21 protein-coding genes and 1 tRNA gene are annotated in these 23,822 nt (G+C 52.2%); 15 read left to right on the top strand and 7 right to left on the bottom strand.

Annotation, left to right across the window (positions count from 1 at the left end):
* The first annotated feature begins 59 nt into the window (after positions 1–59).
* The 3 genes from ABLW18_RS05675 to ABLW18_RS05665 are packed head-to-tail and all read left to right on the top strand — an operon-like array spanning position 60 to position 2,565.
* Positions 60–1,091: a zinc-dependent alcohol dehydrogenase gene (locus ABLW18_RS05675; RefSeq protein WP_347823877.1), complete on the top strand. Its 1,032-nt coding sequence runs from the start codon at positions 60–62 to the stop codon at positions 1,089–1,091.
* Positions 1,091–1,873, top strand: a complete 783-nt coding sequence (locus ABLW18_RS05670; RefSeq protein ID WP_347823876.1) for a short-chain dehydrogenase/reductase — start codon at positions 1,091–1,093, stop codon at positions 1,871–1,873. The genes ABLW18_RS05675 and ABLW18_RS05670 overlap by 1 nt, the downstream gene beginning before the upstream one ends.
* A complete protein-coding gene (locus ABLW18_RS05665) occupies positions 1,873–2,565 on the top strand; it encodes an Asp/Glu/hydantoin racemase (protein ID WP_347823875.1) in 693 nt (230 codons plus the stop codon). Before ABLW18_RS05670 ends, ABLW18_RS05665 begins: the two co-directional genes overlap by 1 nt.
* A 646-nt stretch (positions 2,566–3,211) precedes the next feature.
* On the opposite strand, the gene ABLW18_RS05660 is transcribed toward ABLW18_RS05665, so the two are convergent.
* On the bottom strand, positions 3,212–4,498 hold the full coding sequence (locus tag ABLW18_RS05660) for a cation:proton antiporter (protein ID WP_347823874.1): 1,287 nt from the start codon (positions 4,496–4,498) through the stop codon (positions 3,212–3,214).
* A 497-nt stretch (positions 4,499–4,995) separates the two neighbouring features.
* Here ABLW18_RS05660 and glpD point away from each other — a divergent pair, with 497 nt between their 5' ends.
* Positions 4,996–6,600, top strand: a complete 1,605-nt coding sequence (gene glpD / locus ABLW18_RS05655; protein ID WP_347823873.1) for a glycerol-3-phosphate dehydrogenase — start codon at positions 4,996–4,998, stop codon at positions 6,598–6,600.
* A 671-nt stretch (positions 6,601–7,271) separates the two neighbouring features.
* On the opposite strand, the gene ABLW18_RS05650 is transcribed toward glpD, so the two are convergent.
* Both ABLW18_RS05650 and ABLW18_RS05645 read right to left on the bottom strand, forming a co-directional pair.
* Positions 7,272–7,769: a hypothetical protein gene (locus ABLW18_RS05650; protein WP_347823872.1), complete on the bottom strand. Its 498-nt coding sequence runs from the start codon at positions 7,767–7,769 to the stop codon at positions 7,272–7,274.
* The gene (locus tag ABLW18_RS05645) at positions 7,732–8,196 is read right to left on the bottom strand and encodes a polymer-forming cytoskeletal protein (protein ID WP_347823871.1); all 465 of its coding nucleotides are present in this window, start codon (positions 8,194–8,196) and stop codon (positions 7,732–7,734) included. Before ABLW18_RS05645 ends, ABLW18_RS05650 begins: the two co-directional genes overlap by 38 nt.
* A gap of 563 nt (positions 8,197–8,759) precedes the next feature.
* On the opposite strand from ABLW18_RS05645, the gene ABLW18_RS05640 reads away from it, so the two are divergent.
* Complete coding sequence (locus tag ABLW18_RS05640) at positions 8,760–9,170, top strand: hypothetical protein (RefSeq protein WP_347823870.1); 411 nt, start codon at positions 8,760–8,762, stop codon at positions 9,168–9,170.
* Positions 9,171–9,314: 144 nt separating this feature from the next.
* Here the strand turns inward: ABLW18_RS05640 and ABLW18_RS05635 are convergent.
* A tRNA-Ile gene (locus ABLW18_RS05635) sits at positions 9,315–9,391 on the bottom strand.
* Between the two features lie 107 nt (positions 9,392–9,498).
* Between ABLW18_RS05635 and purM the strand changes: the two genes are divergently transcribed.
* The 4 genes from purM (at position 9,499) to ABLW18_RS05615 (ending at position 12,796) form a co-directional block, all read left to right on the top strand.
* Positions 9,499–10,539, top strand: a complete 1,041-nt coding sequence (gene purM / locus ABLW18_RS05630) for a phosphoribosylformylglycinamidine cyclo-ligase (protein WP_347823869.1) — start codon at positions 9,499–9,501, stop codon at positions 10,537–10,539.
* Positions 10,533–11,114 carry a phosphoribosylglycinamide formyltransferase gene (gene purN, locus ABLW18_RS05625; RefSeq protein WP_347823886.1) on the top strand — a complete coding sequence of 194 codons (582 nt, stop codon included), beginning with the start codon at positions 10,533–10,535 and terminating at the stop codon, positions 11,112–11,114. Before purM ends, purN begins: the two co-directional genes overlap by 7 nt.
* Positions 11,115–11,192: 78 nt before the next feature.
* Entirely contained in the window at positions 11,193–12,350 is a 1,158-nt protein-coding gene (gene rnd / locus ABLW18_RS05620) for a ribonuclease D (RefSeq protein WP_347823868.1), read from the top strand.
* Between the two features lie 35 nt (positions 12,351–12,385).
* Positions 12,386–12,796, top strand: coding sequence for a SufE family protein (locus ABLW18_RS05615; protein ID WP_347823867.1), 411 nt, complete (start codon positions 12,386–12,388; stop codon positions 12,794–12,796).
* On the opposite strand, the gene ABLW18_RS05610 is transcribed toward ABLW18_RS05615, so the two are convergent.
* The 3 genes from ABLW18_RS05610 to bmt form a co-directional block, all read right to left on the bottom strand.
* Positions 12,793–13,437: a DUF1638 domain-containing protein gene (locus ABLW18_RS05610; RefSeq protein ID WP_347823866.1), complete on the bottom strand. Its 645-nt coding sequence runs from the start codon at positions 13,435–13,437 to the stop codon at positions 12,793–12,795. The genes ABLW18_RS05615 and ABLW18_RS05610 overlap by 4 nt on opposite strands.
* Positions 13,438–13,518: 81 nt before the next feature.
* Positions 13,519–14,226: a B12-binding domain-containing protein gene (locus tag ABLW18_RS05605; RefSeq protein WP_347823865.1), complete on the bottom strand. Its 708-nt coding sequence runs from the start codon at positions 14,224–14,226 to the stop codon at positions 13,519–13,521.
* 138 nt (positions 14,227–14,364) lie between these two features.
* On the bottom strand, positions 14,365–15,393 hold the full coding sequence (gene bmt, locus ABLW18_RS05600) for a betaine--homocysteine S-methyltransferase (RefSeq protein WP_347823864.1): 1,029 nt from the start codon (positions 15,391–15,393) through the stop codon (positions 14,365–14,367).
* Positions 15,394–15,669: 276 nt separating this feature from the next.
* On the opposite strand from bmt, the gene purC reads away from it, so the two are divergent.
* From purC to ABLW18_RS05570, 6 genes are all read left to right on the top strand, one after another.
* On the top strand, positions 15,670–16,431 hold the full coding sequence (gene purC / locus ABLW18_RS05595) for a phosphoribosylaminoimidazolesuccinocarboxamide synthase (protein WP_347823863.1): 762 nt from the start codon (positions 15,670–15,672) through the stop codon (positions 16,429–16,431).
* Between the two features lie 16 nt (positions 16,432–16,447).
* On the top strand, positions 16,448–16,678 hold the full coding sequence (gene purS, locus ABLW18_RS05590; protein WP_347823862.1) for a phosphoribosylformylglycinamidine synthase subunit PurS: 231 nt from the start codon (positions 16,448–16,450) through the stop codon (positions 16,676–16,678).
* Complete coding sequence (gene purQ / locus ABLW18_RS05585; protein WP_347823861.1) at positions 16,678–17,346, top strand: phosphoribosylformylglycinamidine synthase subunit PurQ; 669 nt, start codon at positions 16,678–16,680, stop codon at positions 17,344–17,346. Before purS ends, purQ begins: the two co-directional genes overlap by 1 nt.
* A gap of 45 nt (positions 17,347–17,391) precedes the next feature.
* On the top strand, positions 17,392–19,155 hold the full coding sequence (locus ABLW18_RS05580) for an ATP-binding protein (protein WP_347823860.1): 1,764 nt from the start codon (positions 17,392–17,394) through the stop codon (positions 19,153–19,155).
* 2 nt (positions 19,156–19,157) lie between these two features.
* On the top strand, positions 19,158–20,492 hold the full coding sequence (locus ABLW18_RS05575; RefSeq protein ID WP_347823859.1) for a sigma-54 dependent transcriptional regulator: 1,335 nt from the start codon (positions 19,158–19,160) through the stop codon (positions 20,490–20,492).
* 486 nt (positions 20,493–20,978) lie between these two features.
* Positions 20,979–23,765: an Rne/Rng family ribonuclease gene (locus ABLW18_RS05570; protein WP_347823858.1), complete on the top strand. Its 2,787-nt coding sequence runs from the start codon at positions 20,979–20,981 to the stop codon at positions 23,763–23,765.
* The last annotated feature ends 57 nt before the right edge of the window (positions 23,766–23,822 follow it).

Below are 23,822 nucleotides of genomic sequence, written 5' to 3'. Positions count from 1 at the left end.
TGACGATTGGTTGTTTTGGGCGGTTTGGTATACCTATCCATGCATCAAGGACGCCCCCCATGCCCCTGCCCACCACGATGAAAGCTGCGTTGCTGACAGACTATCACACACCACTCGAGATGGCCGAAGTGCCCGTGCCGAAAATCGGCAGTGACGAAGTCTTGGTACGGATCGAGGCAAGTGGGCTGTGTTTTACGGATGTGCATATCTGGAAGGGCGAGCATGCCCCGCCAAGCTTGCCCTTGATTATGGGGCATGAAGGTATTGGGCGTGTTGTGGCCGTGGGATCAACCGCGACACGTTTTCAGGTCGGGGACCGCGTAGGTATCGGATATGTTTACGGTGCCTGCGGGCATTGCCGTGATTGCCGGATGGGGGGTGAGAATTATTGTTCTGACTTCACCGCGACGGGTTACGCCACACAAGGGTGCTTTGCCGAATATGTCGCCTTGAAAGATCAATGGGCCAGCAAAATTCCCAATGGGATTGATGCTATTGAGGCAGCCCCCCTGATGTGTGCGGGAGCTGCGGCCTATGCGTCGCTCAAGAAAACAGGTGTGCAGGTCGGCGACACAGTGGCAATTTTTGGCATGGGCGGCTTGGGACAGTACTGTGTTCAACTTGCCAAACTGTCGGGGCTGCGTGTTATCGCTGTGGACGTTGCCGATGACAAACTCGCGACGGCAAAGACACTGGGTGCTGACGAATGTTTCAAAGCTGATGAGGCTACAGGGGCAGCGATTCAAGAACTGGGTGGCGCACATGGCTGCGTTAACTTTGCACCCGTGACTGCAACATGGCCGATGATGTTGGACGCCTGCAGCCCGCGCGCGACGATCGTTCTAACCGGTGTACCCGCTGGTGAAATGGCGTTTTACACCTATCAGGTGGTTGAACGCGGTTTAATGGTGCGCGGTAGTTCGGCGTCAAACCGCCAGGAGATGGCCGAGCTTCTTTCCATTGCGGCGGGTGGTCGGGTCAAAGGGGTGATCAATGCGGTCCCCTTTGCACAGATCAATGAAGCACTTTTGGATTTGAATGCTGGAAAAGTCGAAGGGCGAACTGTGCTGACTATGGAGGATACAAGCTGATGGATTTGAATCTGACGGCTAAAACGGCGTTGATAACCGGCGCGTCGATGGGCATTGGGGCGCATGTTGCGGAAACGCTCGCGGCAGAGGGCGTTCATCTGCATCTGACTGCTCGGAGCGCCCAAAAGCTTGAAACGTTGAAAACGAAAATTGCAAAGACCACCGATGTTTCCGTGACCCTGCACCCTTTGGATTTGACATCTGAGGGTGCACCGGAAGCCTTGGCGACGGCAATTTGCAATGTGGATATTTTGGTCAACAACGCTGGCGCAATTCCCAGTGGCGACTTGTGGGACGTTGATGATGCGGCTTGGCGCAAAGGCTTTGACCTCAAGGTCTTTGGCTACATCAACATGAGCCGTCTGTTTTACACCAAGATGAAAGAGGCCGGCGGCGGTGTGATCATCAACATCATTGGCAACGGGGGCGAGGTTCTAGACCGCGACTATATCGCTGGAGCAATGGGGAACATAAGCCTGATGGGCTTTACCCGCGCGTTGGGGGGCTATGCCCTTGATGACAACATGCGTGTCGTCGGCATCAATCCTGGACCTGTAAACACTGACCGGATTTACAACATGCTGCGCAAATGGGCCGAAAAAGATTTAGGCAATCCAGAGCGCTATATGGAGCTGGCGGATGGGTACCCTCTTGGGCGTCCGGCGCATTGCGCGGAGATTTCCGATCTGGTGGCATTTCTGGCCTCCGAGCGTGCGGGCTATACGACAGGTACAGTCTATACCGTGGATGGCGGTATTTCTGCGCGAACGTCGATCATCTGATGCGGCTGGGCCTGCTGATTCCATCGTCGAACGTCGTACTAGAGCCTTTGGCCGTGCGTCTGCAGGCTAAGCGGCCTGAGGTCAGCGTGCATGTCTCGCGCTTGGGCGTGATCGATGTGCAACTCGATGCGACCTCACGGGCACAGTTTGAGATGGATGCACAGGTCGCGGCGGCAAAACTGCTTTGCGATGCGAAGGTTGACCAGATCACATGGGGTGGAACCTCGGCCAGTTGGATCGGCATTGCACACGATGAGGCTTTCGTGCAGCGTGTGACTCACGAGACAGGTGTTGCTGCAACCACCTGCGTGCTGGATATCAACCGTCGGCTGAGAAAGCTCGGGGCCAAGCGGTTGGGGATGGTGACACCTTATACCGATGATGTGGCCACCCAGATAAATCGCAATTATGTAGATCTGGGATTCGAGGTGATCGCCGCTAGCAGTGACGGCGGTAAACTTAGCCATGATTTTGCGACGATACCCCCTGCGGTGATTGAACGGATGGTCAAAGGCGTTGCGGCGTCCCAACCAGACGCCATCATCATAATGTGCACGAACGTCGTTGCCGCCGATATCGCGGATCGGTTGGAGCTTGAGCTTGGCATCCCAATCCTTGATAGTGCAGCTGTTACACTTTCTATTGTGCCATGCCAAAAAGATGAAAAGCGAGAGATGGCTTTGTCAGATTAAACTTGCTTGAAGCGGGCAGGCCGACTTTGCAACCTTGCCCAATGATAAACCACTCCCCGTTCCGCTACAGGAAATCTGTCCTAGGGTTACCGCACCATATTGCTTAGGCATGTGGATCGGGAACCAAGAGCCTAAGCACTATCGGACCATTGAGCATGCACCCACGTCCTGCCTATAGTGTTGCTGCGACACAGTTACTGGTGGATAGTTTTACTTGGGCTGCTGTCCGTGGACCAACGTCGGGGGTTACTGCGCTTGATCCATGCGGGTGACCTTCCCCCCTAATCACAGCACCGCAGGAAATCGTTATTGTAGCACTAGAGGGCCTATGCATGGGCCACAGGGGGTGTATGGAGTAACTATATATGGCATTTGCCAGTGATCAGCCTTTCAGTGATGTAAACCACTATTGGTTCAGTTTCGGGGGAGTGACACCGTTAATGTGACAAGGTGCTATATAGCTATACAGGAAACTGTCACAATACCGCCGCGCTCGCCGAGTGGTGTCGATTATTGAGCGCACAGATTTAGGCTGTGGCAGCAATCTGATGCAAGTTTTTAGTCGTCTGACCAGTAAATGGATTTAAGTGCTGCCTTCCAGCTATTAAAAATTTAAGTTTGTCTGCAAATATTGTAATCTAAATTCCTAAATTTCTTCATCAATATTGTTTGTTTTTTGTTTTTGTGTATTATTATTCAGCGGTGCTATAAACTTGTCATAGATAAAAAAAATCATAGGCGTCAACAGCATCGACAGAGTAATAATCAAAATTAGAGTGTCGGCTAATTCTCTGGGCAGTACGGCCTTTGTTATTGACAGTGTGACAAGAACAAAACCAAATTCACCTGCTTGAGCCAGCCCTAGGCTGAATAGCCACCGATCGATACCTTTCAAATTATAAATAACGGTTATCAGCATCAAAACCACTGACTTCAGGACGATCAATCCGACAGTGAGGCTGATAATTATGGTAAAGCTATTTAATAACAAATCAAAGTTAATTCCGGCGCCGATGGTTATGAAGAATAGCCCCAAAAGAAGTCCACGGTATGGATCAATATTATTCTCTAATTCATATTTGTACTCGCTACTGGCCAGAACTACGCCTGCCAAAAAGGCCCCTAGAGCTGGTGGCAGTCCTACCAGTGTCATCAACAGGGCAATGCCCACCACGACCAAAAGGCCTGTACTTAAAAACAGCTCTCTTAGGCGCGCTTGTGCTACGAAACGGAAAAGTGGCGTAACGGCAAATTTACCTAAAACAATGACGCCTCCCACTGCCATAAACGTCACAGCCGCAGCTTGCCAGCCGTTCAAGCCGTCAACCAGTGACACGGTATTTACAGTAACGTGATAATCTTGCTGATTTACATCAGTAAGCTCCAGTAATTCTATCAAAACTAATTCGATCAAATCAGGCGCGGCTAATAGCGGTAGCACTATTAAAATGGGAATTACCATAATGTCTTGAGCCAGAAGCACTGCAAGAGTGTATCGTCCTCCCGTTGATTTTAGTAATCGTTTTTCTATAAGTGTCTGGTTAACAATGGCTGTTGAAGACAGAGCAAAGACCAAGCCTATTGTTAATGACATGGTCCAGACATATCCAAAACCCATTGAGATAGTCATAACCAGAATGGTCGTGAGGCCAATTTGTAGCCCGCCCATAACAAAAATCTTGCTTCGCATCAGCCACAATTCACGGGGGTGCATCTCTAAACCAATTAGAAACAACATCATTACAATGCCAAATTCAGCAAAATGTTGAAGTGCCGCAACATCAACTCCCATTACGTTAAACATTGGGCTGATGATTATACCTGCAATAAGGTAGCCAAGTACTGAACCTAGCCCCAAACGCGAAGCGATTGGCACAGCAATCGAGCCTGCTAAAAACAGTACAAAGGTTACCAACATGAATTCTGGGGACATTGTTACGGCTCTAGTTGTATGGTCATAAGCATATATGTTTGAAGTTGGAATAGCCAACAACCTTGAAGGCAATGTCAGATTAAACTCGGTTGAAGCGGGCAGAAACTCGGTATTTGTCTGTTGAGGCCATGGTGTTCCACTAAAGGCGCTACTCAAGCTGGGTGTGAGCTTAGGTTGACTGTGAGAGGGTACAGCAACGCCATCTCTATTCATGCGTAAATTTCAAGCTGAGGTGGCTGCGGTTCGCTTAATGCGCTAGACAGGCTGGGTGTGGGGTTAGGTTGGCTGGATGGGGCTGCAGGCGCACCACCTTTACTCACGCCTCAACTTCAAGCTGAACCGTGCCGCGGTCTTCGATTTAGGGAATTGCCACATAGGTTCAGCTGCACGTCAGAACCAATTGGCCGCTTAAGGGTTCTGTCTTGAAACAGAAAATTATGAAGCCAAAGCTTTCAAAAAGGCTTTGGCTCAGCACAACAGATGGCAAGGAGGCCATTATGTCGCCAAAAGAACAAAATTCAGAAGTCGATCTCTTCGTCGTCGGTGGGGGCATCAACGGCTGCGGTATTGCTCGGGATGCCGCGGGCCGTGGGCTGTCTGTGGTGCTGGCGGAAATGAACGACCTGGCATCTGCGACATCTTCGGCCTCGACCAAGCTTTTCCATGGCGGGCTGCGCTATCTCGAATTTTTCGAAGTCCGCCTCGTGCGCGAAGCTCTGAAAGAGCGCGAAACACTGCTGCGCGCGATGCCCCATATCAGTTGGCCAATGCGCTTTGTATTGCCGTACCACAAGGATATGCGGTTTGAGGTTAACACGCCGACATCGAAGATTCTGAGCCTTGTCATGCCCTGGATGTGCGGGCGCAGGCCTGCCTGGCTGATCCGCTTTGGACTGTTTCTCTACGATCATTTGGGGGGGCGGAAAATCTTACCCGGCACGACAACGGTTGATCTGGCTGCCGATCCTGTCGGCAAGCCGTTGCAAAATCGCTTTGCCAAGGCCTATGAGTATTCTGACTGCTGGATCGAGGATTCCCGTTTGGTGGTTTTGAACGCGCGCGATGCTCAGGCGCGCGGCGCGCAAATCATGACCCGGACCAAGGTGGTGTCAGCAGAGCGGGTCGATGACGTTTGGCATATCACCACCGAAGATCAGAGCACGAAAGAAACCCAGCTGACCGTCGCCAGAATGCTGGTCAACGCGGGCGGGCCTTGGGTCGAAGAGATCATTCGCAACACCGCTCGGATCAATTCGTCTGAAGGTGTGCGTCTGGTGCGTGGCAGCCATATCGTGACGCGCAAACTGTTTGATCACGACAAATGCTATTTCTTTCAGGGTGAAGATGGGCGGATCATTTTTGCGATTCCCTATGAGACAGATTTCACCTTGATCGGTACGACGGATGCAGATCATGAAGACGCATCCGTAAAACCACAATGCACTGAGGCCGAAGCCGACTATCTGCGAGCCTTTGCGTCAAATTACTTCAAACAGCCAATTCCCAAGGATGATATCGTCTGGAGCTATTCCGGTGTGCGCCCGCTATATGATGATGGGGCCAGTTCCGCGACCGCGGCGACGCGGGATTATGTTCTGAAAGTAAATCAGGATGGTGAAGCCGCGCCATTGTTGAACATATTTGGCGGAAAAATAACCACTTATCGTAAACTTGCAGAGTCCGCGCTTGAGAAGATCACACCGTTTTTCCCCAAGGCCGGTCCGGACTGGACCGCGGGCGTAAACCTTCCCGGTGGAGATTTTCCAGTGGATGGTGTGGCATCTCTGATCCAGGAATTGCGCGAAACCTATCCGTTTCTGGATGATTTTTGGGCGCGGCGTCTGATCAGGGCCTATGGCACCGAGGCCCGGCTGATCCTTGGTGATGCCAAATCAATCGGGGATATGGGCAAAGCTTTTGCCGTAACGCTAACTGAGCGCGAGATTGTCTGGCTGATGGATAAGGAATATGCCCGCACCGCTGAAGATGTGGTTTGGCGGCGCTCGCGATTAGGGCTTCGGATGAGCAAGGCCGAAATCGCCGAGCTTGATATCTGGATGACAAACGCGGACAAAGACGCCGGCCCCAATGGCCAAGGATGAAGCCCCTCATATTGAGGCCCAGCAATGACGTTGGAAACGGCTAGATGTCTGCAGTGAAAACTACTCGGGACGTGCTGAACGAGTTTTGGGAGACCCAAAACGTTATGTCACATCTATCTCTGTGAACGAAAGTCCGACAGGAATCCAGAGGCCAAAATTAAGTCAGCTTTAGCCGGGTTATACGCAATCGCATCCGTCAGAAAATCCTGATAGTCCCTTCTGGATAGTAGAGGAGCAGCAACACACTTCCTGTTGACCGCTTCTATGTCGCCGCTGGGTTTAATCATGAATTCAAAAAGCCTGATATCAGTTGCGTTTGGAGCAACGTCGTTTTGGATCAGTGCAAACACTGCGGGGATCTCGCCGCCAACAGCAAAGTATGTTGAGGTTTTGTGAGCTAGATCGGGCCCAGCCTTGTCGAAATGATCAGATATTTGCAGTCTGCCTTCTCCAGAAATGTTGCGGATAAAGCTGTCACCTGAAAGCCATCCCGAAGACGAGGTGGCCGCTAAACCATTGATGGATACAAAGGCGGCATTGGTATCGTCATCAACGGCAGCTATCAGGTTTGCTAGCTCCAGAAGCGTGTGGCGCTTGCAGAGGCCACAGGCGATGCTCAGTTGGTGCTGCGGGATGTTAGAGGGTTTATTTGGCCCTTGACGATGATGTGCTTAGTCATCTGCAAGCGCACTATTGTAAAAGATACCCATCCAAATAATTTCTCCCAAAAACAGTGGTCTAGGAATTATAAATATTGTTAAGTACGGACGATCCTCAAAACTCACTAATCCAGTAAAAAGAACCAAATTATCAACCGTGGCATTTAACATAACAATTATAGATATTAAGCACATGATCTTGAATGCAATATTAAAATATGCACTCATATTCATCAGAATTAAAAGCCACAACATAATATTAGCCCGTCCATCGAGGACAGTGAGAAAACCCTCGTTAATTAAACCAGCTTCGAGCGGTTGAAGTAAGTTATTTTCAAAGAAGATATAAATTATTAAAGATCCAGAAGCATATATACGACTACATTCTAAAAGGATCTTAAACGTTGTAATCTGATTTGTTACATGAGCTTTAGCTTCTCTGCTTTCAGCGAAGGCTTCTAAGATTGGCAGGCTACAGCAAGCGTGGGGTTGATGACGACGTATCGTCAATTTTAGTGGTCGCATTAGAGGCTTTATTTTGGGCTGGAGTGCTGTCAGTTGTTGGGTTACCGGTGGCTGACAAGCGACCTACGACATTTGCGCCAAAATCTATTCGTATTTTCTCCGCAACCACTTGGCCTATGACAACGGCTGTTGACCCCAGTACCACTTCCACAGCTGCTATGGTGCCGTTCAAATAACCGTCGACCGTGACAGATCGCGCCCTCACATTACCGTCCACATTGCCGGTGCCAGTCACTACGAGGACATCTACAGTTAAATCGCCTGTAATCCTGCCGCCAAATTCTACTGTACCGTCACTTTGCCAATCGCCTTTGATAACTATGCCATCATGCAAAATTGATCGACGTAGCCTTGGCTCCTTAGAAAAACTCTGCCGAGAAGAAAGGTCATCGCTGTTTGATTGGGAAAACATATCTAATACCATGTATCATTTGGGGTTGGTCTTTGGAGTAAGCTACCTATAACACTTCTGCAAACAACTTATTACGAAACCCGAAGATTGCTGATACTGAAGCCTCTATTAGCTCCATCGCTTTTTCCCAAATATTGCCCACCGCCAAGCCACGCACTCCCGATCTGTTATCTCAAGTGAGCACAGGTATAGTGCTTGAGGCGCTGGCCTGTCCTTTATGCTGGGTTTGGCTGACTGCGGGACAAAGCTCCAATCTGCTACTGCGTTTATATAATGAAAATAATATTGCATTTTCTGACCCGTTTTGCGCGCCCGACCTTAGGTGCTATCAGGCTGTCAATTTTAGGATTAGTGTTTTAAAGCCTTAGGTTGAATTTGAGTGCCTCGTGGCTTGACGAATGCGGCGCTTCACGGGCGGCATTACAACTGCTTCAACATTCGAACTAGATCGTCTGTTAATCCCCTTCCAAACTCAAAATACGAAATAACTGTAGTGGTGATGAGTGCCGTAGGTATCTCCACTTAAAATTTGGTTAAAACCCGACAAGACAGGAGATGAAGACATGATTGATGCAAGTGGCGGATTCACCAACTTTATAGCGATCCTAATTCCAGCCCTCATGGGCGGATTTTATGGTTACCGGTGCCTGTTTCTAACCCATGGGTTCATCGCTCAATATGGGCTTGGTGCGGGGTCTGAATTTATGGTCAAGCTGAGTGGCACTTACACGTTCACGCAATCGCTTATTTATGTCATATTATTGTTGACCTCTCCAGTTGGGGCATGGAGTGTCTTTGCCTTTGGAACGATCCAAGCGGCCTTGTTCCTCGTATTTGGGTATACGACTGTTAAGGGCAATTGGGCGCAAGTTGAGGGTGTCAAGGCGACAGCTGAGGGCTATATTGTTCCAGCCATATTATTGGGATTTCATCTCTATATTATGTTTACCATGGGTGACATAATTTACGCATAAAATTTTGATCTCAATAAGTATTTTTTTGAAGATGGCCCAATTTTGCGTTGGGCCCGGCTCTGGAAAGTTTTCCCATTCGCCATCAGTGGTGAGCGCTAAACCTATAGATCTTGGGTGCAGGGCACCCGACAAAACAAGTAAAAATGGTAGGCCCGGCAGGACTTGAACCTGCGACCAATCCGTTATGAGCGGATTGCTCTAACCAGCTGAGCTACAGGCCCCCGTGGGACCTCATTATCAGAGAAATCCCAGGGGTCAAGCAGGCTTGATGGACATGTGTCGCCGAGCCTGGTATCGGAGCGGCAAATTTGCAATAAATGGTGCTCAAATGACCCCAAGTTTAACTTATGCGCAGGCCGGCGTTGATATCGATGCGGGCAATGAATTGGTGGAACGGATCAAGCCGGCTAGCAAATCCACCCAACGCTCCGGGTCTATGTCGGGTTTGGGCGGTTTCGGCGCGATGTTTGATCCCAGGGCGGCCGGCTATGAAGATCCGATTCTTGTCGGCGCAACCGATGGGGTGGGCACCAAGCTGCGTTTGGCGATTGATACGGGCGATGTCTCAACGGTTGGTATTGATCTTGTGGCCATGTGCGTAAATGATTTGATTTGTCAAGGCGCAGAGCCATTGTTTTTTCTTGATTATTTTGCGACTGGCAAGCTGCATGTGGCGCAGGCGACCAAGGTCATTGAGGGGATTGCTGAGGGCTGCCGCTTGTCTGGCTGCGCTTTGATCGGCGGGGAAACAGCCGAGATGCCTGGAATGTATGCCAAGGATGATTTTGATTTGGCAGGCTTTGCCGTGGGCGCGATGGAACGTGGCACCCAGTTGCCTCAAGGGGTTGCCGCGGGCGACGTGCTTATCGGCCTTCCGTCCAGCGGGGTGCATTCAAACGGATTTTCCCTGGTGCGCAGAATTGTGGCCGATCAAGGATTGACCTGGGATAGCCCTGCGCCATCGGGCACCGGCACGCTTGGCGCGGCTCTTTTGACCCCGACCGCGCTCTACGTTAAGGTCTGTTTGGCCGCGCTCAAAGCGGGTGGGGTTCACGCCATGGCGCATATCACCGGCGGCGGGTTGACTGAAAATTTACCGCGGGTGCTGCCTGATGATCTGGGCGCGACGATTGATTTAGCGCGCATTCCAGTTTTGCCGATTATGGCCTGGTTGGCGCAAGCAGGTGGAATTTCTGAGGCAGAAATGCTCAAGACCTTTAACTGCGGCGTTGGCATGATCTTAGCGATAGAGCAGGAGCAGGTCACGGCGGTTGAGGCCGCTTTGAGCGCGCAGGGCATGAGCCCGGTCCGCTTGGGCGAGGTGATCCCTGGTCAGGGCGTTAGCTATATGGGGCAACTGCCATTTTAAACGTTGCTATTTTGATTTCTGGTGGCGGCAGTAACATGCAGCGGTTGCTTGAGGATATGGCTCTGCCCCATCCCGGGCGGGCGCGTCTGGTGCTGTCCAACCGGCCGGAGGCCGGTGGGCTGGCCAAGGCACAGGCGATGGGCGTTGCCACAGAAGTTCTGGACCACCGAAGTTTTGGTAACGACCGGGCCCAGTTTGAAACTAAGCTGCACAAGATCCTAATGGCCTATGAGATTGATGTGATATGTTTGGCTGGGTTTATGCGAATTTTGGGCGCGGGTTTTGTCAGCGCTTGGCATGGGCGTATGATCAATATTCACCCCTCGCTTTTGCCAAAATATCAAGGGCTCCACACACATCGGCGGGCCTTGGAGGCCGGTGACTGGCTTGCGGGATGCTCGGTGCATGAGGTTGTGCCGCAATTGGATGCCGGCCCGATTTTGGGATATAGTGAAGTTCCCATTTTGCCCGGTGACACGGCCCAGGATCTTGCAGATCGCGTACTGGTGCAAGAACACCTGCTCTATCCAAAGATCTTGCGAGCCTTTTTGACCCGTTTTGAGCCGCCTAGCTAACTCAAGTTATGGCCGCTTTCTTTTCATAGGGTTTCGCCATATTGTGTCCCGAATATCTCTCAAACAGCCGGATAGCCCATGCATACATTGACCACACAAGCCGAGCTCGACGCCTTTTGCAAACGGGCGCAGGGCCATCCCTATGTGACCATAGACACTGAGTTTCTCAGAGAGCGTACCTACTATTCGAAGCTTTGCTTGTTACAAATGGCGGTTCCGGGAGATGGTGAGGGGGATGCTGTTTTGGTCGATCCTCTGTCGTCTGATATGTCGCTTGAGCCGCTGTACCGCCTGTTTAGCGACACTTCGGTCGTGAAAGTGTTCCATGCGGCGCGTCAAGATCTTGAGATTTTCTGGAATGATGCTGAAATTTTTCCGACGCCTCTGTTTGATACGCAAATCGCGGCTATGGTCTGCGGCTTTGGCGAGCAGGTAGGCTATGAGACTTTGGTGCGCAAAATAGTCAAGCAACAGGTGGACAAATCTTCGCGCTTTACCGACTGGTCGCGACGCCCGCTGACCGAGGCGCAAAAGGCCTATGCGCTGGCGGATGTGACCCATTTGCGGGGAGTCTATGAATTTTTAAAAGCTGAGCTGGAGCGCACTAAGCGCACCGCTTGGGTGGTTGAGGAAACTCAATCTTTAACGGAACCTTCCATCTATGATACTGTTCCATCTGAGGCATGGCGCCGTGTGAAAACACGGACAAATTCAAATAAGTTCCTCGCATATGTGCGCGAATTGGCCGCCTTTCGGGAATCTTATGCAAAGACGCGAAATATACCGCGCAATCGCGTGTTTAAAGATGATGCGATGGTCGAGTTGGCCTCCACGAAACCCGGCACGCTGGAAGATTTAAACAAGGCGCGCCTGTTGCTGCGCGAAGCGCGCAAAGGTGACATCGCTGAAGGAATTTTGAGCGCGATCAGAGCGGTGAACGCTATGGATACGGACAGCTATCCACGGCTGCCGAAGGTGAACGACAAGCTCCAGGTCAATCCGGCTCTGGCCGATCTTTTAAGGGTGCTATTGAAAGCCAAATCTGAACGCTCTGATGTGGCGCAAAAGATGATCGCCAGCACGGCCGAGCTGGATGCTTTGGCCGCTGGGCAACGTGACGTGCCGTCTTTAAAGGGGTGGCGGATGGATGTCTTCGGCTCGGATGCTTTGCGGCTTTGTGAAGGCAAGGTGGGCTTGGCTGTGAAGGGCAACAAAGTGAAACTGTTTGAGCTGTGACCATGGTCCAGATGCAAGCGAGATAGGAGAGTTCCATGGCGCAAGCCGGTTTTGAAGATCTAGTTGAAACATTTGAATTTCTAGATGATTGGGAGGAACGTTATCGGCATGTGATTGAGCTGGGCAAGGCTCTGCCTGATATGTCAGAGGCGCTCAAAGTCCCGGCCAAAAAGGTTGAGGGCTGTGCCTCACAGGTCTGGCTGCATATTACCATAGAAAATCGCAATCTGACCTTCATTGGCGACAGCGATGCGATCATCGTGCGTGGGCTCATCGCAGTGCTAATAACGCTTTATTCCGGTCTTGCTATTGATGAAATTGGCAAGGTCGATGTTACCGCGGAATTGGCGCGATTGGGCCTTAATGAACATCTGTCCTCGCAGCGGTCAAACGGATTGACGGCCATGGTGGCACGCGTGGTGCAGACGGCAGCAGCGGCGGCTTAAGAGGTCGGGGAGAGCGCGGACAAAGCCGGCGTCAAATCGCCATATCCGGTATAGCGATACTCAAAGGCAAGCCCCGTTCGACGCGCACAGTCCTGCGCTTTGGCCTTAAGTGCGGCGTCTTTGAGCTGTGCTTGATAGACGAGGGTGGTGTAATTTCCAAAATACATATCTCGCAATTGCGGGTGTTTGTCCAAGCCCATAGGTCGCCAGAAGAAAGCATCAAACTGTCGGACCAAAAAATCAGTGAGATAAAAGCAAGTTAGCTCTTCGCGCGCTTCAAAGGCGGCGTTGCCCTCATAGAAACTGTAACAATGCGGCCCGGAAATCATCGACACGCCCATCGCATCGCAGAGGGTTTGTAGCTGCCCCCCGGTGCCGCAATCGGCATAGGCTACAAAAATCTCCGAATAGTCGCTCCGATATTTTTCGATACAGGCTTTGACGGCTGGCGTAATTTTATCTGGGGTGTTATGGTAGACGGCAGGTAGACATTGCAAATCCATATGCTGCCAACCATTTGCCTTCATCAATGCCAGGATTTCCCGTGCCAAAGCCCCACAGGCAATCAGCAGCACGCGACCTTGACTGTGCAGCTGCATGCCTTCGGTCGCGAGCTGATCGTCTGAAACGGGCTTTACCATCTCACTTCATCTCCGCGTGGTTGTTGCAAAATCGGCCCCACCCAACACCTATTGGGCCGCATAGCGTTTTGCTGGGTTTTGTTATGCGTTGGCGGCCAAACTATTGTGTTTACGGGCCATGAATTCCTTGGCCGTTTCCACAGCAACCGCGGCATCGCGGCAATAGGCATCAGCGCCAATCGCCTTGCCAAATTCCTCATTCAGTGGCGCTCCACCAACCAAAACAGTGTAATCATCGCGCATGCCTTTTTCGACCATCGTGTCGATCACAACTTTCATGTATGGCATTGTCGTGGTCAACAGTGCAGACATGCCCAGAATATCTGGAGTTTCAGCTTCAATGGCTTCGAGATAGGATTCGACCGAGTTATTGATACCAAGATCCACAACCTCAAATCCGGCGCCTTCCATCATCATGCCGACCAAGTTTTTGCCGATATCGTGGATATCACCTTTGACCGTGCCAATCACCATTTTGCCCACGCGCGGCGCGCCGGTTTCAATCAGCAACGGTTTCAAGATAGCCATGCCGCCTTTCATTGCATTGGCGGCAAGGAGTACTTCGGGCACAAACAAAATGCCGTCTCGGAAGTCATTGCCCACGATGGTCATGCCACCCACCAAAGCCTCGGTCAAAACGCGGTAAGGCTCCCATTTGCGTTCCAGCAAAATGTTAACGCCTTCTTCGATCTCTTCTTTCAAGCCGTCGTAGAGATCGTCAAACATTTGAGCGACGAGATCTTCGTCATTCAAGTCGGATAGGATGATATCGTCTTCTTGGTCAGACATTGGCCAGCGCCTTCTTGTGTTATGTATCTTTACCCGTATGCGGTCGGCGGATCGTTTTGGTCTTCACCGATTGCGACAACAAGTCTGCCGCTACCGACCTTTTGCCAACTGCTGCCAGTTTGTGGTGGTTGACGCGCCTTAGCTGCTGCGACGCCTTCGGGTCTGCCGCAAGCGGGTGGGGCCATTGCCATCTGTGCCGTCGCTGGCTGAGGAAAAGCCGCCCAGAGCAGCTTCGATCACCTGCAAGCTCGGGCGGTTTTGTGGCACATGCGCTTCCAATGCCGCGCGCATCTCCCGCAGGTGGTCAGGTGTGGTGCCGCAACAACCGCCAATGATGGTTGCGCCGCAGTCGCGGGCCAACCTGGCATAATGGGCCATCAGCCCTGGCGTGCCGTCATACTGGATGTGACCGTCGTGATATTTTGGAATGCCCGCATTGCCTTTCGCAACGATGGGCGCCTGCGTACCAGTGCCGGAAAATCCCAAGATCGTCCTTAGCAGATCCGATGCCCCCACGCCACAATTGGCACCAAAGGCGAGCGGTTTGTTCGGAATTTTCTCCAGTAATTTCACCATGTCCGGCGCGGTGATACCCATCATTGTGCGCCCGGCCGTATCAAAACTCATAGTGCCGACCCAGGGCATATCTGCGAGAGCAAAAGCCTCTGCTGCGGCGCGATACTCGTCGCCGAAAGAGATCGTCTCAACCCAAGCCACATCTGCGCCACCAGCCTTTAAACCCTCGGCTTGTTCGTGGAATATTTGCACGGCCCCCGCATAGGAAAGCGGGCCCATGGGCTCCATAATTTCGCCAGTAGGACCGACGGAGCCGGCGACAATGACCTCTCGACCAGAGGCATCCGCCACCTCGCGGCCAATCTGCGCCGAGATGCGCGACAGTTCGGCGGCGCGTGCCTCTGCACCATGAAGTTTTAGTCGGGATCTATTGCCGCCAAAGGAATTGGTTAGAAATAGATCGGATCCAGCATCCACACTGCCTTTGTACAGCGCTTTGATTTTCTCTGGCGCGGTGATATTCCAGAGCTCCGGCGCGTCTCCCGAATACAACCCCATGTTGAACAAATTGGTTCCGGTGGCGCCATCGGCCAAAAGCCAATCGCGCTGTGCAAGCATACGCTGCAAAGGGCTTTGCGAGTCTGTTGTCATGTCATGGCCTTCTAAGTAACCTTGATCTTACGTCATGCCTGAAAGCAAAACATGAGTGAAATTGATTTTCATCATGAAGATTATGAAAATTTGGCGATAAACTTCAGCCCCCCGGCCCGCCAAAACGTTCCCTCCAACAGGGCAGGGCAATTTGATCTCATCCTAGGCGCTGCGGCTGTGGCGAAAAACTTGCGGTAGGCAGGGGGTGAGTTCTTCTATGCCGACTTGCCGCCCGTCGTACATTGTCATATGAGCGAGCAAAGCACGGAGAGTCACATGGCACGTCGCAAGTTGGTTTATGAAGGCAAGGCAAAGATTCTCTATGAGGGTCCGGAGCCAGGCACCTTGGTTCAGTATTTCAAAGATGATGCCACGGCATTCAATGCAGAGAAAAAAGATATCATCGAAGGTAAAGGCGTGTTGAACAACCGCTTGTCCGAATTTTTCATGACCGGTCTCAATACTTTGGGTATTCCGACCCATTTCATCAAAAGCCTCAACATGCGTGAGCAATTGATCCGCGCGGTTGAGATCGTGCCTTTGGAGGTCATCGTGCGCAATTATGCCGCCGGCACCATGTCCAAGCGTTTGGGCATAGAGGAGGGCACGGCCCTGCCACGTCCGATTGTTGAATTTTGTTTAAAAGATGATTCTCTGGGTGATCCATTGGTGTCAGAGGAACATATCATCGCGTTCAACTGGGCCAGCCAACAGGATTTGGACGATATGTTGGCACTGGCTTTGCGTGTGAATGATTTTCTATCCGGCGTTATGTATGGGGTTGGAATTCGGGTTGCGGATTTCAAAATTGAGATTGGCCGCGTTTATGAGGGTGATTATCAACGCCTGATAATCGCCGATGAAATTAGTCCAGACAGTTGCCGGCTTTGGGATCTCAAAACGGGTGAAAAACTAGATAAAGACGTGTTCCGTCGTGATTTGGGCAGTTTGACAGATGCCTATGCCGAGGTGGCGCGCCGTTTACGGGTCTTGCCGGAAAGGCCCGCGCCCATCAGCAAGCCCACTTTGATCAACTGACCTGAAGGACAAGACAATGAAAGCTACCGTCACAGTTATGCTCAAGAATGGCGTGCTCGACCCGCAAGGCGAGGCTGTCAAATCGGCGCTCGGAGGCCTTGGCTTTTACGGGGTAAATTCCGTGCGTCAGGGCAAGGTGATCGAACTGGACTTGGCCGAGGGGACAGACCCGGCGGTGATCGATGAAATGTGCAATCGCCTTTTGGTGAATGCGGTGATCGAAAGCTATCAGCTGGACATCGCATAATGCGCGCTGCAGTTGTTGTATTTCCCGGTTCGAACTGTGATCGTGACATGGTTGAGGCGCTGCGCCAATCTGGCGCGGATGTGGCCAAGGTTTGGCATAAAGACGCCGAATTGCCGACGGGGCTAGATCTTGTGGCGATTCCCGGTGGGTTTTCCTTTGGTGATTATCTGCGGTGCGGCGCAATTGCGGCGCAATCTCCTATTTGTCGGGCGGTGGTCGATCATGCCAATCGTGGCGGTTATGTCTTGGGGGTCTGCAACGGGTTTCAAGTTTTGAGCGAAACAGGTCTGGTTGCCGGAGCGTTGATGCGCAACTCGGGATTGAAATTTGTGTGCAAAACTGTTGGGTTGACCGTTGAAACACAGGACAGCGCCTTTACCGCTGGCTATAGCCAAGGCCCTGAAATCCAAGTGCCAATTGCGCATCATGACGGCAATTACTATGCTACAGATGATGAGCTTAGAGCTCTGGAGGATGAGGACCGGGTGGCTTTTCGCTATAGCGACAATCCCAATGGGTCAATGTCTTCAATTGCCGGTGTATTATCCGCCAATCGCCGCGTTTTGGGTATGATGCCGCATCCGGAGCGGGCGATGGATGCGCAGATGGGATCGGCTGACGGGCAGGCGCTTTTCCGCGCGTTGGTGGAGCAAACGGCCCAGCCCTAGGCTTGGCCGCTTGAATGGCGCCGCGTAGCACCGTAACGCTAGTGCATGTCTTCCGTTACTGAAAATTCCGAAACACTCGCGCCGCGTGTCGTCAACCTGTCTTGGCGGGTGCGGATTGCTTTGTTGACGATTTTCTTGATTGCAGTCGCAACCGTATATTTTACCAACCAGTTGCTCACCGCCAGATTCACTCAATCCACCCTTCAAAGTGTCCAGCTGCGTTTGGCGCTATACTCTGGCAATATGGTCAGCGAGCTGCAACGCAACTCGATCGTGCCCAGGTTGCTCAGCAGTGACGCGGAGCTGGTGGGGGCTTTGAGCTCTAGAGATTATCAGCGGACCTCGCAACGCTTGCTGTCATTTGTGGATGAAATTGGTGCGGCGGCAATTTTGCTGTTGGATTTGGATGGCCGCGTTGTGGCGGCGACTGATCGCAATCGATTGGGAGAATTGCAACGCAATTTGCCACATTTCGTCGAGGCTGCCCGGGCCAGCGAAACGGTGTTTACCACCCACAAAATGGATGCGGGCGGGTATGATTTTGCCTATTCACGCCGCGTGGTTGCCAATAACAAAACCCTTGGTGTGATCGTGGTTGAGGTGGATTTGCGCAAGTTTCAATCGGCTTGGGCGGGAATATCTGACGCGGTGATCGTGTCTCTTCCCAATGGTCCGATTGTCTTGGCCACAGAGAAAACTTGGATTGGCCTGCCTGAAGAGGAGGCGCTGGCGCTGCGTTCGGCGCCCAGTGCGATTGAACGCGCTATTCGGGCCACGCAAGATTGGACCGCCCTGCCGGCTGATGCCTATGTGCAGGGGCGGGCGGTTATGCGGCGCGAATTGCGCGTGCCATTTCGTGGCTGGAACATGGTGTTGTTCACGACCTATGGTGGAATTCGCCAGAGGGTTAATGCAGTTTTAGCCTTGGAGATCATGGGATTTTCGATCCTCTTTACCTTAGCTTTTTACCAATTATCCCGCCAAACCTTGACGCGTGCACTGTTTTTCCAGCAAGAATCTGATGACTTACGGCAACTCAACCTGCGTTTGCAGCGTGAAATTTCAGAGCGTCAAAAGGTTGAGAAGAACCTGCAAGTGGCAGAGCAAACCCTGGCGCAATCTTCGAAACTGGCCGCTTTGGGGGAAATGTCAGCGGCGGTCAGCCACGAGTTGAATCAGCCTTTGGCCGCTATGAAAACCTATCTTGCTGGGGCCAAGCTGTTGCTACAACGCAAACGTATGGATGAGGCCTTAAGCTCTTTTCAACGGATTGACGATCTTATTGGCCGCATGAGTGCCATTACCCGGCAACTTAAATCCTATGCGCGCAAAGGTGGCGATGATTTGGTGCCGGTGGATGTGCGAGCGGCTCTGAACGGAGCATTGGAAATCATGGAGCCGCAATTGAAATTGCGGCAAGTCTCCTTATCTACATCAGTGCCGAGCACTCCTGTCATGATTATGGGGGATCAATTACGTTTGGAGCAGGTCGTCGTAAACTTGTTGCGCAATGCATTAGATGCCACCTCGATGATCGACATGCCCGAGATCGAGCTCTTGCTGATCGGCAGTGAGACAGCGACTTTGACCGTGCGGGATAACGGGGAAGGAATTTCAGACCTTGATGACCTGTTTGAGCCGTTTTTCACCACCAAGAAACCCGGCGATGGTGTTGGGCTTGGTTTGGCGATCTCTTCGGGGATTGTATCCGATCTCGGGGGGCGTTTGGTCGCGCGCAACAGTGAACAATCGGGCGCTGTATTTGAGGTGACGCTGCCGATTATTGATAACCACAAAGACGAGGATTGAACATGGCCCAGGCTATGAAAATTGCAATCATAGATGATGAGCAAGATATGCGGCAATCCATCAGCCAATGGTTGGCGCTCTCGGGTTTTGAGACCGAAACCTTCGCTTCAGCGGGCGATGCGCTCAAAGGATTGAGCGCAGATTACCCTGGGATAATCGTGACAGATATCAAAATGCCTGGCATGGACGGCATGCAATTTTTAAGGAAGGTTAAGGGCATCGATAGCAATCTGCCGGTGATCATGATCACGGGGCATGGGGATGTTCCGATGGCGGTTGAGGCCATGCGCATGGGCGCTTTCGATTTTTTGGAAAAACCCTTTAATCCCGATACGATGACAGATTTGGCCAAAAAGGCTACACGGGCGCGGCGTCTGGTACTGGACAATCGGCAACTGCGCCGTGAACTATCTTCTGGCAGCTCCATAATGGATAAGCTTGTAGGCGCCAATGGCGTCATGGAGCGGTTGCGGGAAGATATTTTAGATCTGGGGCAAGCGGATGGTCATGTGCTGATTGAGGGGGAAACCGGCACTGGCAAAACCCTCGTGGCCCATGCGCTTCATGCAGTTTCTGCAAGGGCCCGCAAAAAATTTATTATCTTCTCTTGCGCGGGTGAGGAGGAGGAGACGATTATGCGGCGTCTATTTGGTCCTGCGGGCGAAGAAGATCGCCTGCCGGTCTTAGAAGCCGCACGGGGCGGAACCTTGGTCTTGGAGGACATTGAGGCTTTGAGTCATCAGGTGCAATCGCGCTTGATAAAAGCCATAAATGCCCAAGGCGATCCCTCTGAAACCCGCATCATCGCAATTTGCAACCTGCAAGAGCAAGGCAAGACCTGCGAAGATGTGTTGCGTCCTGATCTTTACTATCGCTTGGCGAGTTTGCGCATTGAATTGCCATCCTTGCGCACGCGCGGCGAAGACATATTGACGCTTTTTACGCGCTATGCCGATCAGTTTGCAGAAGAATACGGGTGCGACAGCCCCAGCGTCACGGCCCAAGAGGCGGCGCAACTGCTTCAGGCCCCATGGCCGGGTAATGTGCGTCAGCTGATCAATGTGGCCGAGCGGGCGGTATTACAAAGCCGCAGAGGAAGTGGCACAATCGCTTCGCTTTTGATGTCAGAGGGCGATGATGATCGGCCCGTCATGACGACCGAAGGCAAACCGCTGAAGGAATATGTTGAGGCGTTTGAGCGTATGCTGATTGACAATACCATGCGGCGGCATCGGGGTTCTATCGCAAGTGTGATGGAAGAGCTTTGCTTGCCGCGCCGGACCTTGAATGAAAAAATGGCAAAATATAGCCTCACCCGCGCTGATTATATCGGCTGAAATCGGTGCGGCAAGACGGGCAGGAGATGGGACCATCTTTTGGACAAATCAGCGGGTTGCTCGCCTGTCCAATTCTCAAGCTGCCACTGTTTGCAAGAGATTGCGATCGTAAGTGCATTTAGCCATTGTCTTCCCCCCCGCTTCCCCTTTAGAGTCCAATTAGCTATATGGTTGCAAGACACCGTAAGCGACTGGTTTTTTTCGCAGTCTCTTGCACGTTATAAAATGCGCAGGGCTGTGACGGAAAATGGCACTTAGGAGCCACGAGAGATGACCCTAGTTTTCAGATGTGATCGAAGGCAAGGGCAATTAACAGGCAGGTAAACTCTGTCATAGAAAGCAACGCGATGACACAGGCGCAGGTTATAACATTGGATGAAGGCAGGCCTTTGAGCCGCCCCCATGTTGCGTGCATCGCCCTTAATAGACATCCCTTCGGTTTTGGCCTCCTTTCCGGGGGCCTGCTGAGTGATGCAAGTGGATATAATGGCAAAAAAGATGCTTATCGATGCCACGCACGCGGAAGAAACCCGTGTTGTGGTGGTGGACGGAAACAAAGTTGAGGAATTTGACTTTGAATCACAAAACAAACGGCAAATAGCTGGCAATATTTATTTGGCAAAAGTGACGCGGGTGGAACCCTCGTTGCAAGCTGCCTTTGTTGACTACGGCGGCAATCGTCACGGGTTTTTGGCCTTTTCTGAAATTCATCCGGATTACTATCAGATCCCAGTTGCGGATCGTGAAGCTTTGATGGCCGAAGAAAAAGCCTATGCGAAAGCTATGGCGGCGGAAGCTGAGCAGGAAGAGCAAAATCCTAAGCGCACGCGACGACGCCGGGGAAAACCTGCGGCGCAGCGCAGTTCAGATCCCATTGAAACGCGGGAAGTGAGCGCCGTTGATGGGATGGAGACCATTGATCTCATCCCGGAGGAAGCGGTGGAAACGACAGCGCCTTTGATGGATAGTGACCCTTTTGAGGCTGCACCCGAAACCGCTGAGAGCCAGAATACAGCAGAAGCTGCCCCAGAGGCGGATACCGGATCTGAGGACGATGATTCGGTGCTTGATCCCGAGGCAGCTCTTGAGACCGAGGATGACGCGGGCGAGCAAGATCAAGATGAGGACGATCTGTCCGACGATGGGATCGAATCTGTAGCCCAGGAAGATGACAGCGAAGATGTGCGCCCGGTGCGCAAGCCACGTCCACGGCGCTATAAGATCCAAGAAGTGATCAAAGTGCGCCAAATCATGTTGATCCAAGTGGTCAAAGAAGAGCGCGGCAACAAAGGTGCAGCTTTGACCACATATCTATCGCTCGCGGGTCGCTATTGCGTGTTGATGCCTAACACAGCGCGCGGCGGCGGGATCAGCCGTAAAATTACCAATGCCGCTGACCGTAAGAAACTCAAAGAAATAGCTACGACAATCGTTGTGCCTGAAGGGGCAGGTTTGATTGTGCGGACGGCTGGCGCGAAGCGTACCAAGACGGAAATCAAACGCGATTACGAATACCTGCAACGCATGTGGGAACAAATTCGTGAATTCACGTTAAAATCATCTGCTCCAGCGGCTATTTATGAAGAGGGCGATCTGATCAAACGCTCGGTTCGCGATCTTTACAACCGCGATATTGATGAAGTTTTGGTAGAAGGTGCGGCGGGCTATCGCAATGCCAAAGACACCATGAAAATGATCATGCCGTCCCATGCTAAAAACGTGAAGCATTATGTGGATCCGATGCCACTCTTTGCCCGTTTTCAGGTCGAATCCTTTATGGATGGAATGTTTAACCCCACGGTGCAGCTGAAATCTGGTGGCTATCTCGTCATCGGCATCACCGAGGCTTTGGTGGCCATTGACGTAAACTCAGGCCGTGCAACCAAAGAGGGTAGCATTGAGCAGACAGCTTTGAACACCAATCTGGAGGCCGCCGAAGAGGTGGCGCGTCAACTGCGCTTGCGCGACTTAGCCGGGTTGATCGTGATTGATTTCATTGACATGGATGAACGCCGCAACAATATCGCGGTCGAAAAACGCCTGAAAGATAAGCTGCAATCTGATCGTGCACGCATTCAGGTGGGTCGGATCAGTGGCTTTGGCCTGATGGAGATGAGCCGGCAGCGTTTGCGCCCAGGCATGTTGGAAGCCAGTACGCAGCCCTGCGCTCATTGCCACGGCACCGGTTTGATCCGCTCGCAAGACAGTTTGGGTCTGACCATTCTGCGTGAGTTGGAAGAAGAGGGGGGGCGTGCCCGTTCCAAAGAAGTGCTGATTAAAGCTCCGATCAGCATTGCTAATTTCTTAATCAATCAAAAGCGTGAGCATATCAGTCAGATAGAGCAACGCCATGGAATGGCCGTGCGGATCGAAGCGGATCCATTCTTGGTAAGCCCAGATTATACGATTGAGAAATTCAAGACTGCCACGCGCATCGTTCCGGCAAACGCCACGACGGTCAGCTCAGTGGATTTTGCTTTGATGGAAGAAATTGACGAGCAAGGTCAAGAGGATGATCAGGCTGATGTGATTGAGGCTACTGAAACCACCGAAGAGGGAGATGCGCCGAAGAAGCGTCGCCGTCGCCGTCGCCGTCGGCGGGGCGGCAGTGATGCGGTGGTGGGCGAGTCGAGCCAAGAGGATGGATCCCACGATGAGGCGGCGGCTGACGAAGCTGCTGTTGAAAGTGCCGGCGAAGAGGATAAGCCAAAACGCCGCCGCCGAACACGCGGTGGGGCGAAAGCTAAGCCTGTTGATGACAATCCGGTTGCGGACAAGCAGGTTGAGGAAAACTCTGAAGATCATTCTGCTCAAGAGGCTGAGGCGGCGGAAGTCGCTATTGCCGCCGCGCCAGAGCCTGTTGCGGTGGACGAGGATGTTACGGCAGTGGCGGAAACACCGCCAGCCGAAAAACCCAAACGAGTGCGCAAACCGCGCAAAACTAAAGCGCAGCGTGAGGCTGAGGAGGCCGCGGTAGCGCAAACCGCCGGTCCTGCCGCTGTGGTCGACGAGGTCGTTGTGACTGAAAAGACGGTGCCAGAGGCCCCGGTTGAAAAGCCTGCGGCAAAACCCAAGCGCGTGCGCAAACCTGCTGTGAAAAAAGCCATTCCGGTCGAGGAGACCGCGGCTAATGTGCCTGCGGAAGTCTCTGCGCCAAAAGCCATGGAACCCGAACCGGCACCAGACGCGATCGCGACGCCGGTTGCGCAATCGGGGCCTGCGCCCGAAAAACCGGCTGCGCCCAAAAAACGCGGTTGGTGGTCACGCGGCTAAAGATATTGCCACATGCAAAGGGCTCCGCGATTGCGGGGCCCTTTTATCTTCACCGGT

Source organism: uncultured Planktomarina sp. (assembly GCA_943788425.1).
GTDB lineage: Bacteria > Pseudomonadota > Alphaproteobacteria > Rhodobacterales > Rhodobacteraceae > Planktomarina.
The sequence above is the reverse complement of the archived record's forward strand: the minus strand, read 5'-3'. Positions and strand labels throughout refer to the sequence as shown.

Excerpts from the sequence above, each read along its gene's own strand:
- ABLW18_RS05675 (WP_347823877.1), top strand. The coding sequence starts at position 60 with ATGCCCCTGCCCACCACGATGAAAGCTGCGTTGCTGACAGACTATCAC.
- ABLW18_RS05670 (WP_347823876.1), top strand. The coding sequence starts at position 1,091 with ATGGATTTGAATCTGACGGCTAAAACGGCGTTGATAACCGGCGCGTCG.
- ABLW18_RS05665 (WP_347823875.1), top strand. The coding sequence starts at position 1,873 with ATGCGGCTGGGCCTGCTGATTCCATCGTCGAACGTCGTACTAGAGCCT.
- ABLW18_RS05660 (WP_347823874.1), bottom strand. The coding sequence starts at position 4,498 with ATGTCCCCAGAATTCATGTTGGTAACCTTTGTACTGTTTTTAGCAGGC.
- glpD (WP_347823873.1), top strand. The coding sequence starts at position 4,996 with ATGTCGCCAAAAGAACAAAATTCAGAAGTCGATCTCTTCGTCGTCGGT.
- ABLW18_RS05645 (WP_347823871.1), bottom strand. The coding sequence starts at position 8,196 with ATGTTTTCCCAATCAAACAGCGATGACCTTTCTTCTCGGCAGAGTTTT.
- ABLW18_RS05640 (WP_347823870.1), top strand. The coding sequence starts at position 8,760 with ATGATTGATGCAAGTGGCGGATTCACCAACTTTATAGCGATCCTAATT.
- purM (WP_347823869.1), top strand. The coding sequence starts at position 9,499 with ATGACCCCAAGTTTAACTTATGCGCAGGCCGGCGTTGATATCGATGCG.
- rnd (WP_347823868.1), top strand. The coding sequence starts at position 11,193 with ATGCATACATTGACCACACAAGCCGAGCTCGACGCCTTTTGCAAACGG.
- ABLW18_RS05615 (WP_347823867.1), top strand. The coding sequence starts at position 12,386 with ATGGCGCAAGCCGGTTTTGAAGATCTAGTTGAAACATTTGAATTTCTA.
- ABLW18_RS05610 (WP_347823866.1), bottom strand. The coding sequence starts at position 13,437 with ATGGTAAAGCCCGTTTCAGACGATCAGCTCGCGACCGAAGGCATGCAG.
- ABLW18_RS05605 (WP_347823865.1), bottom strand. The coding sequence starts at position 14,226 with ATGTCTGACCAAGAAGACGATATCATCCTATCCGACTTGAATGACGAA.
- bmt (WP_347823864.1), bottom strand. The coding sequence starts at position 15,393 with ATGACAACAGACTCGCAAAGCCCTTTGCAGCGTATGCTTGCACAGCGC.
- purC (WP_347823863.1), top strand. The coding sequence starts at position 15,670 with ATGGCACGTCGCAAGTTGGTTTATGAAGGCAAGGCAAAGATTCTCTAT.
- purS (WP_347823862.1), top strand. The coding sequence starts at position 16,448 with ATGAAAGCTACCGTCACAGTTATGCTCAAGAATGGCGTGCTCGACCCG.
- purQ (WP_347823861.1), top strand. The coding sequence starts at position 16,678 with ATGCGCGCTGCAGTTGTTGTATTTCCCGGTTCGAACTGTGATCGTGAC.
- ABLW18_RS05580 (WP_347823860.1), top strand. The coding sequence starts at position 17,392 with ATGTCTTCCGTTACTGAAAATTCCGAAACACTCGCGCCGCGTGTCGTC.
- ABLW18_RS05575 (WP_347823859.1), top strand. The coding sequence starts at position 19,158 with ATGGCCCAGGCTATGAAAATTGCAATCATAGATGATGAGCAAGATATG.
- ABLW18_RS05570 (WP_347823858.1), top strand. The coding sequence starts at position 20,979 with ATGGCAAAAAAGATGCTTATCGATGCCACGCACGCGGAAGAAACCCGT.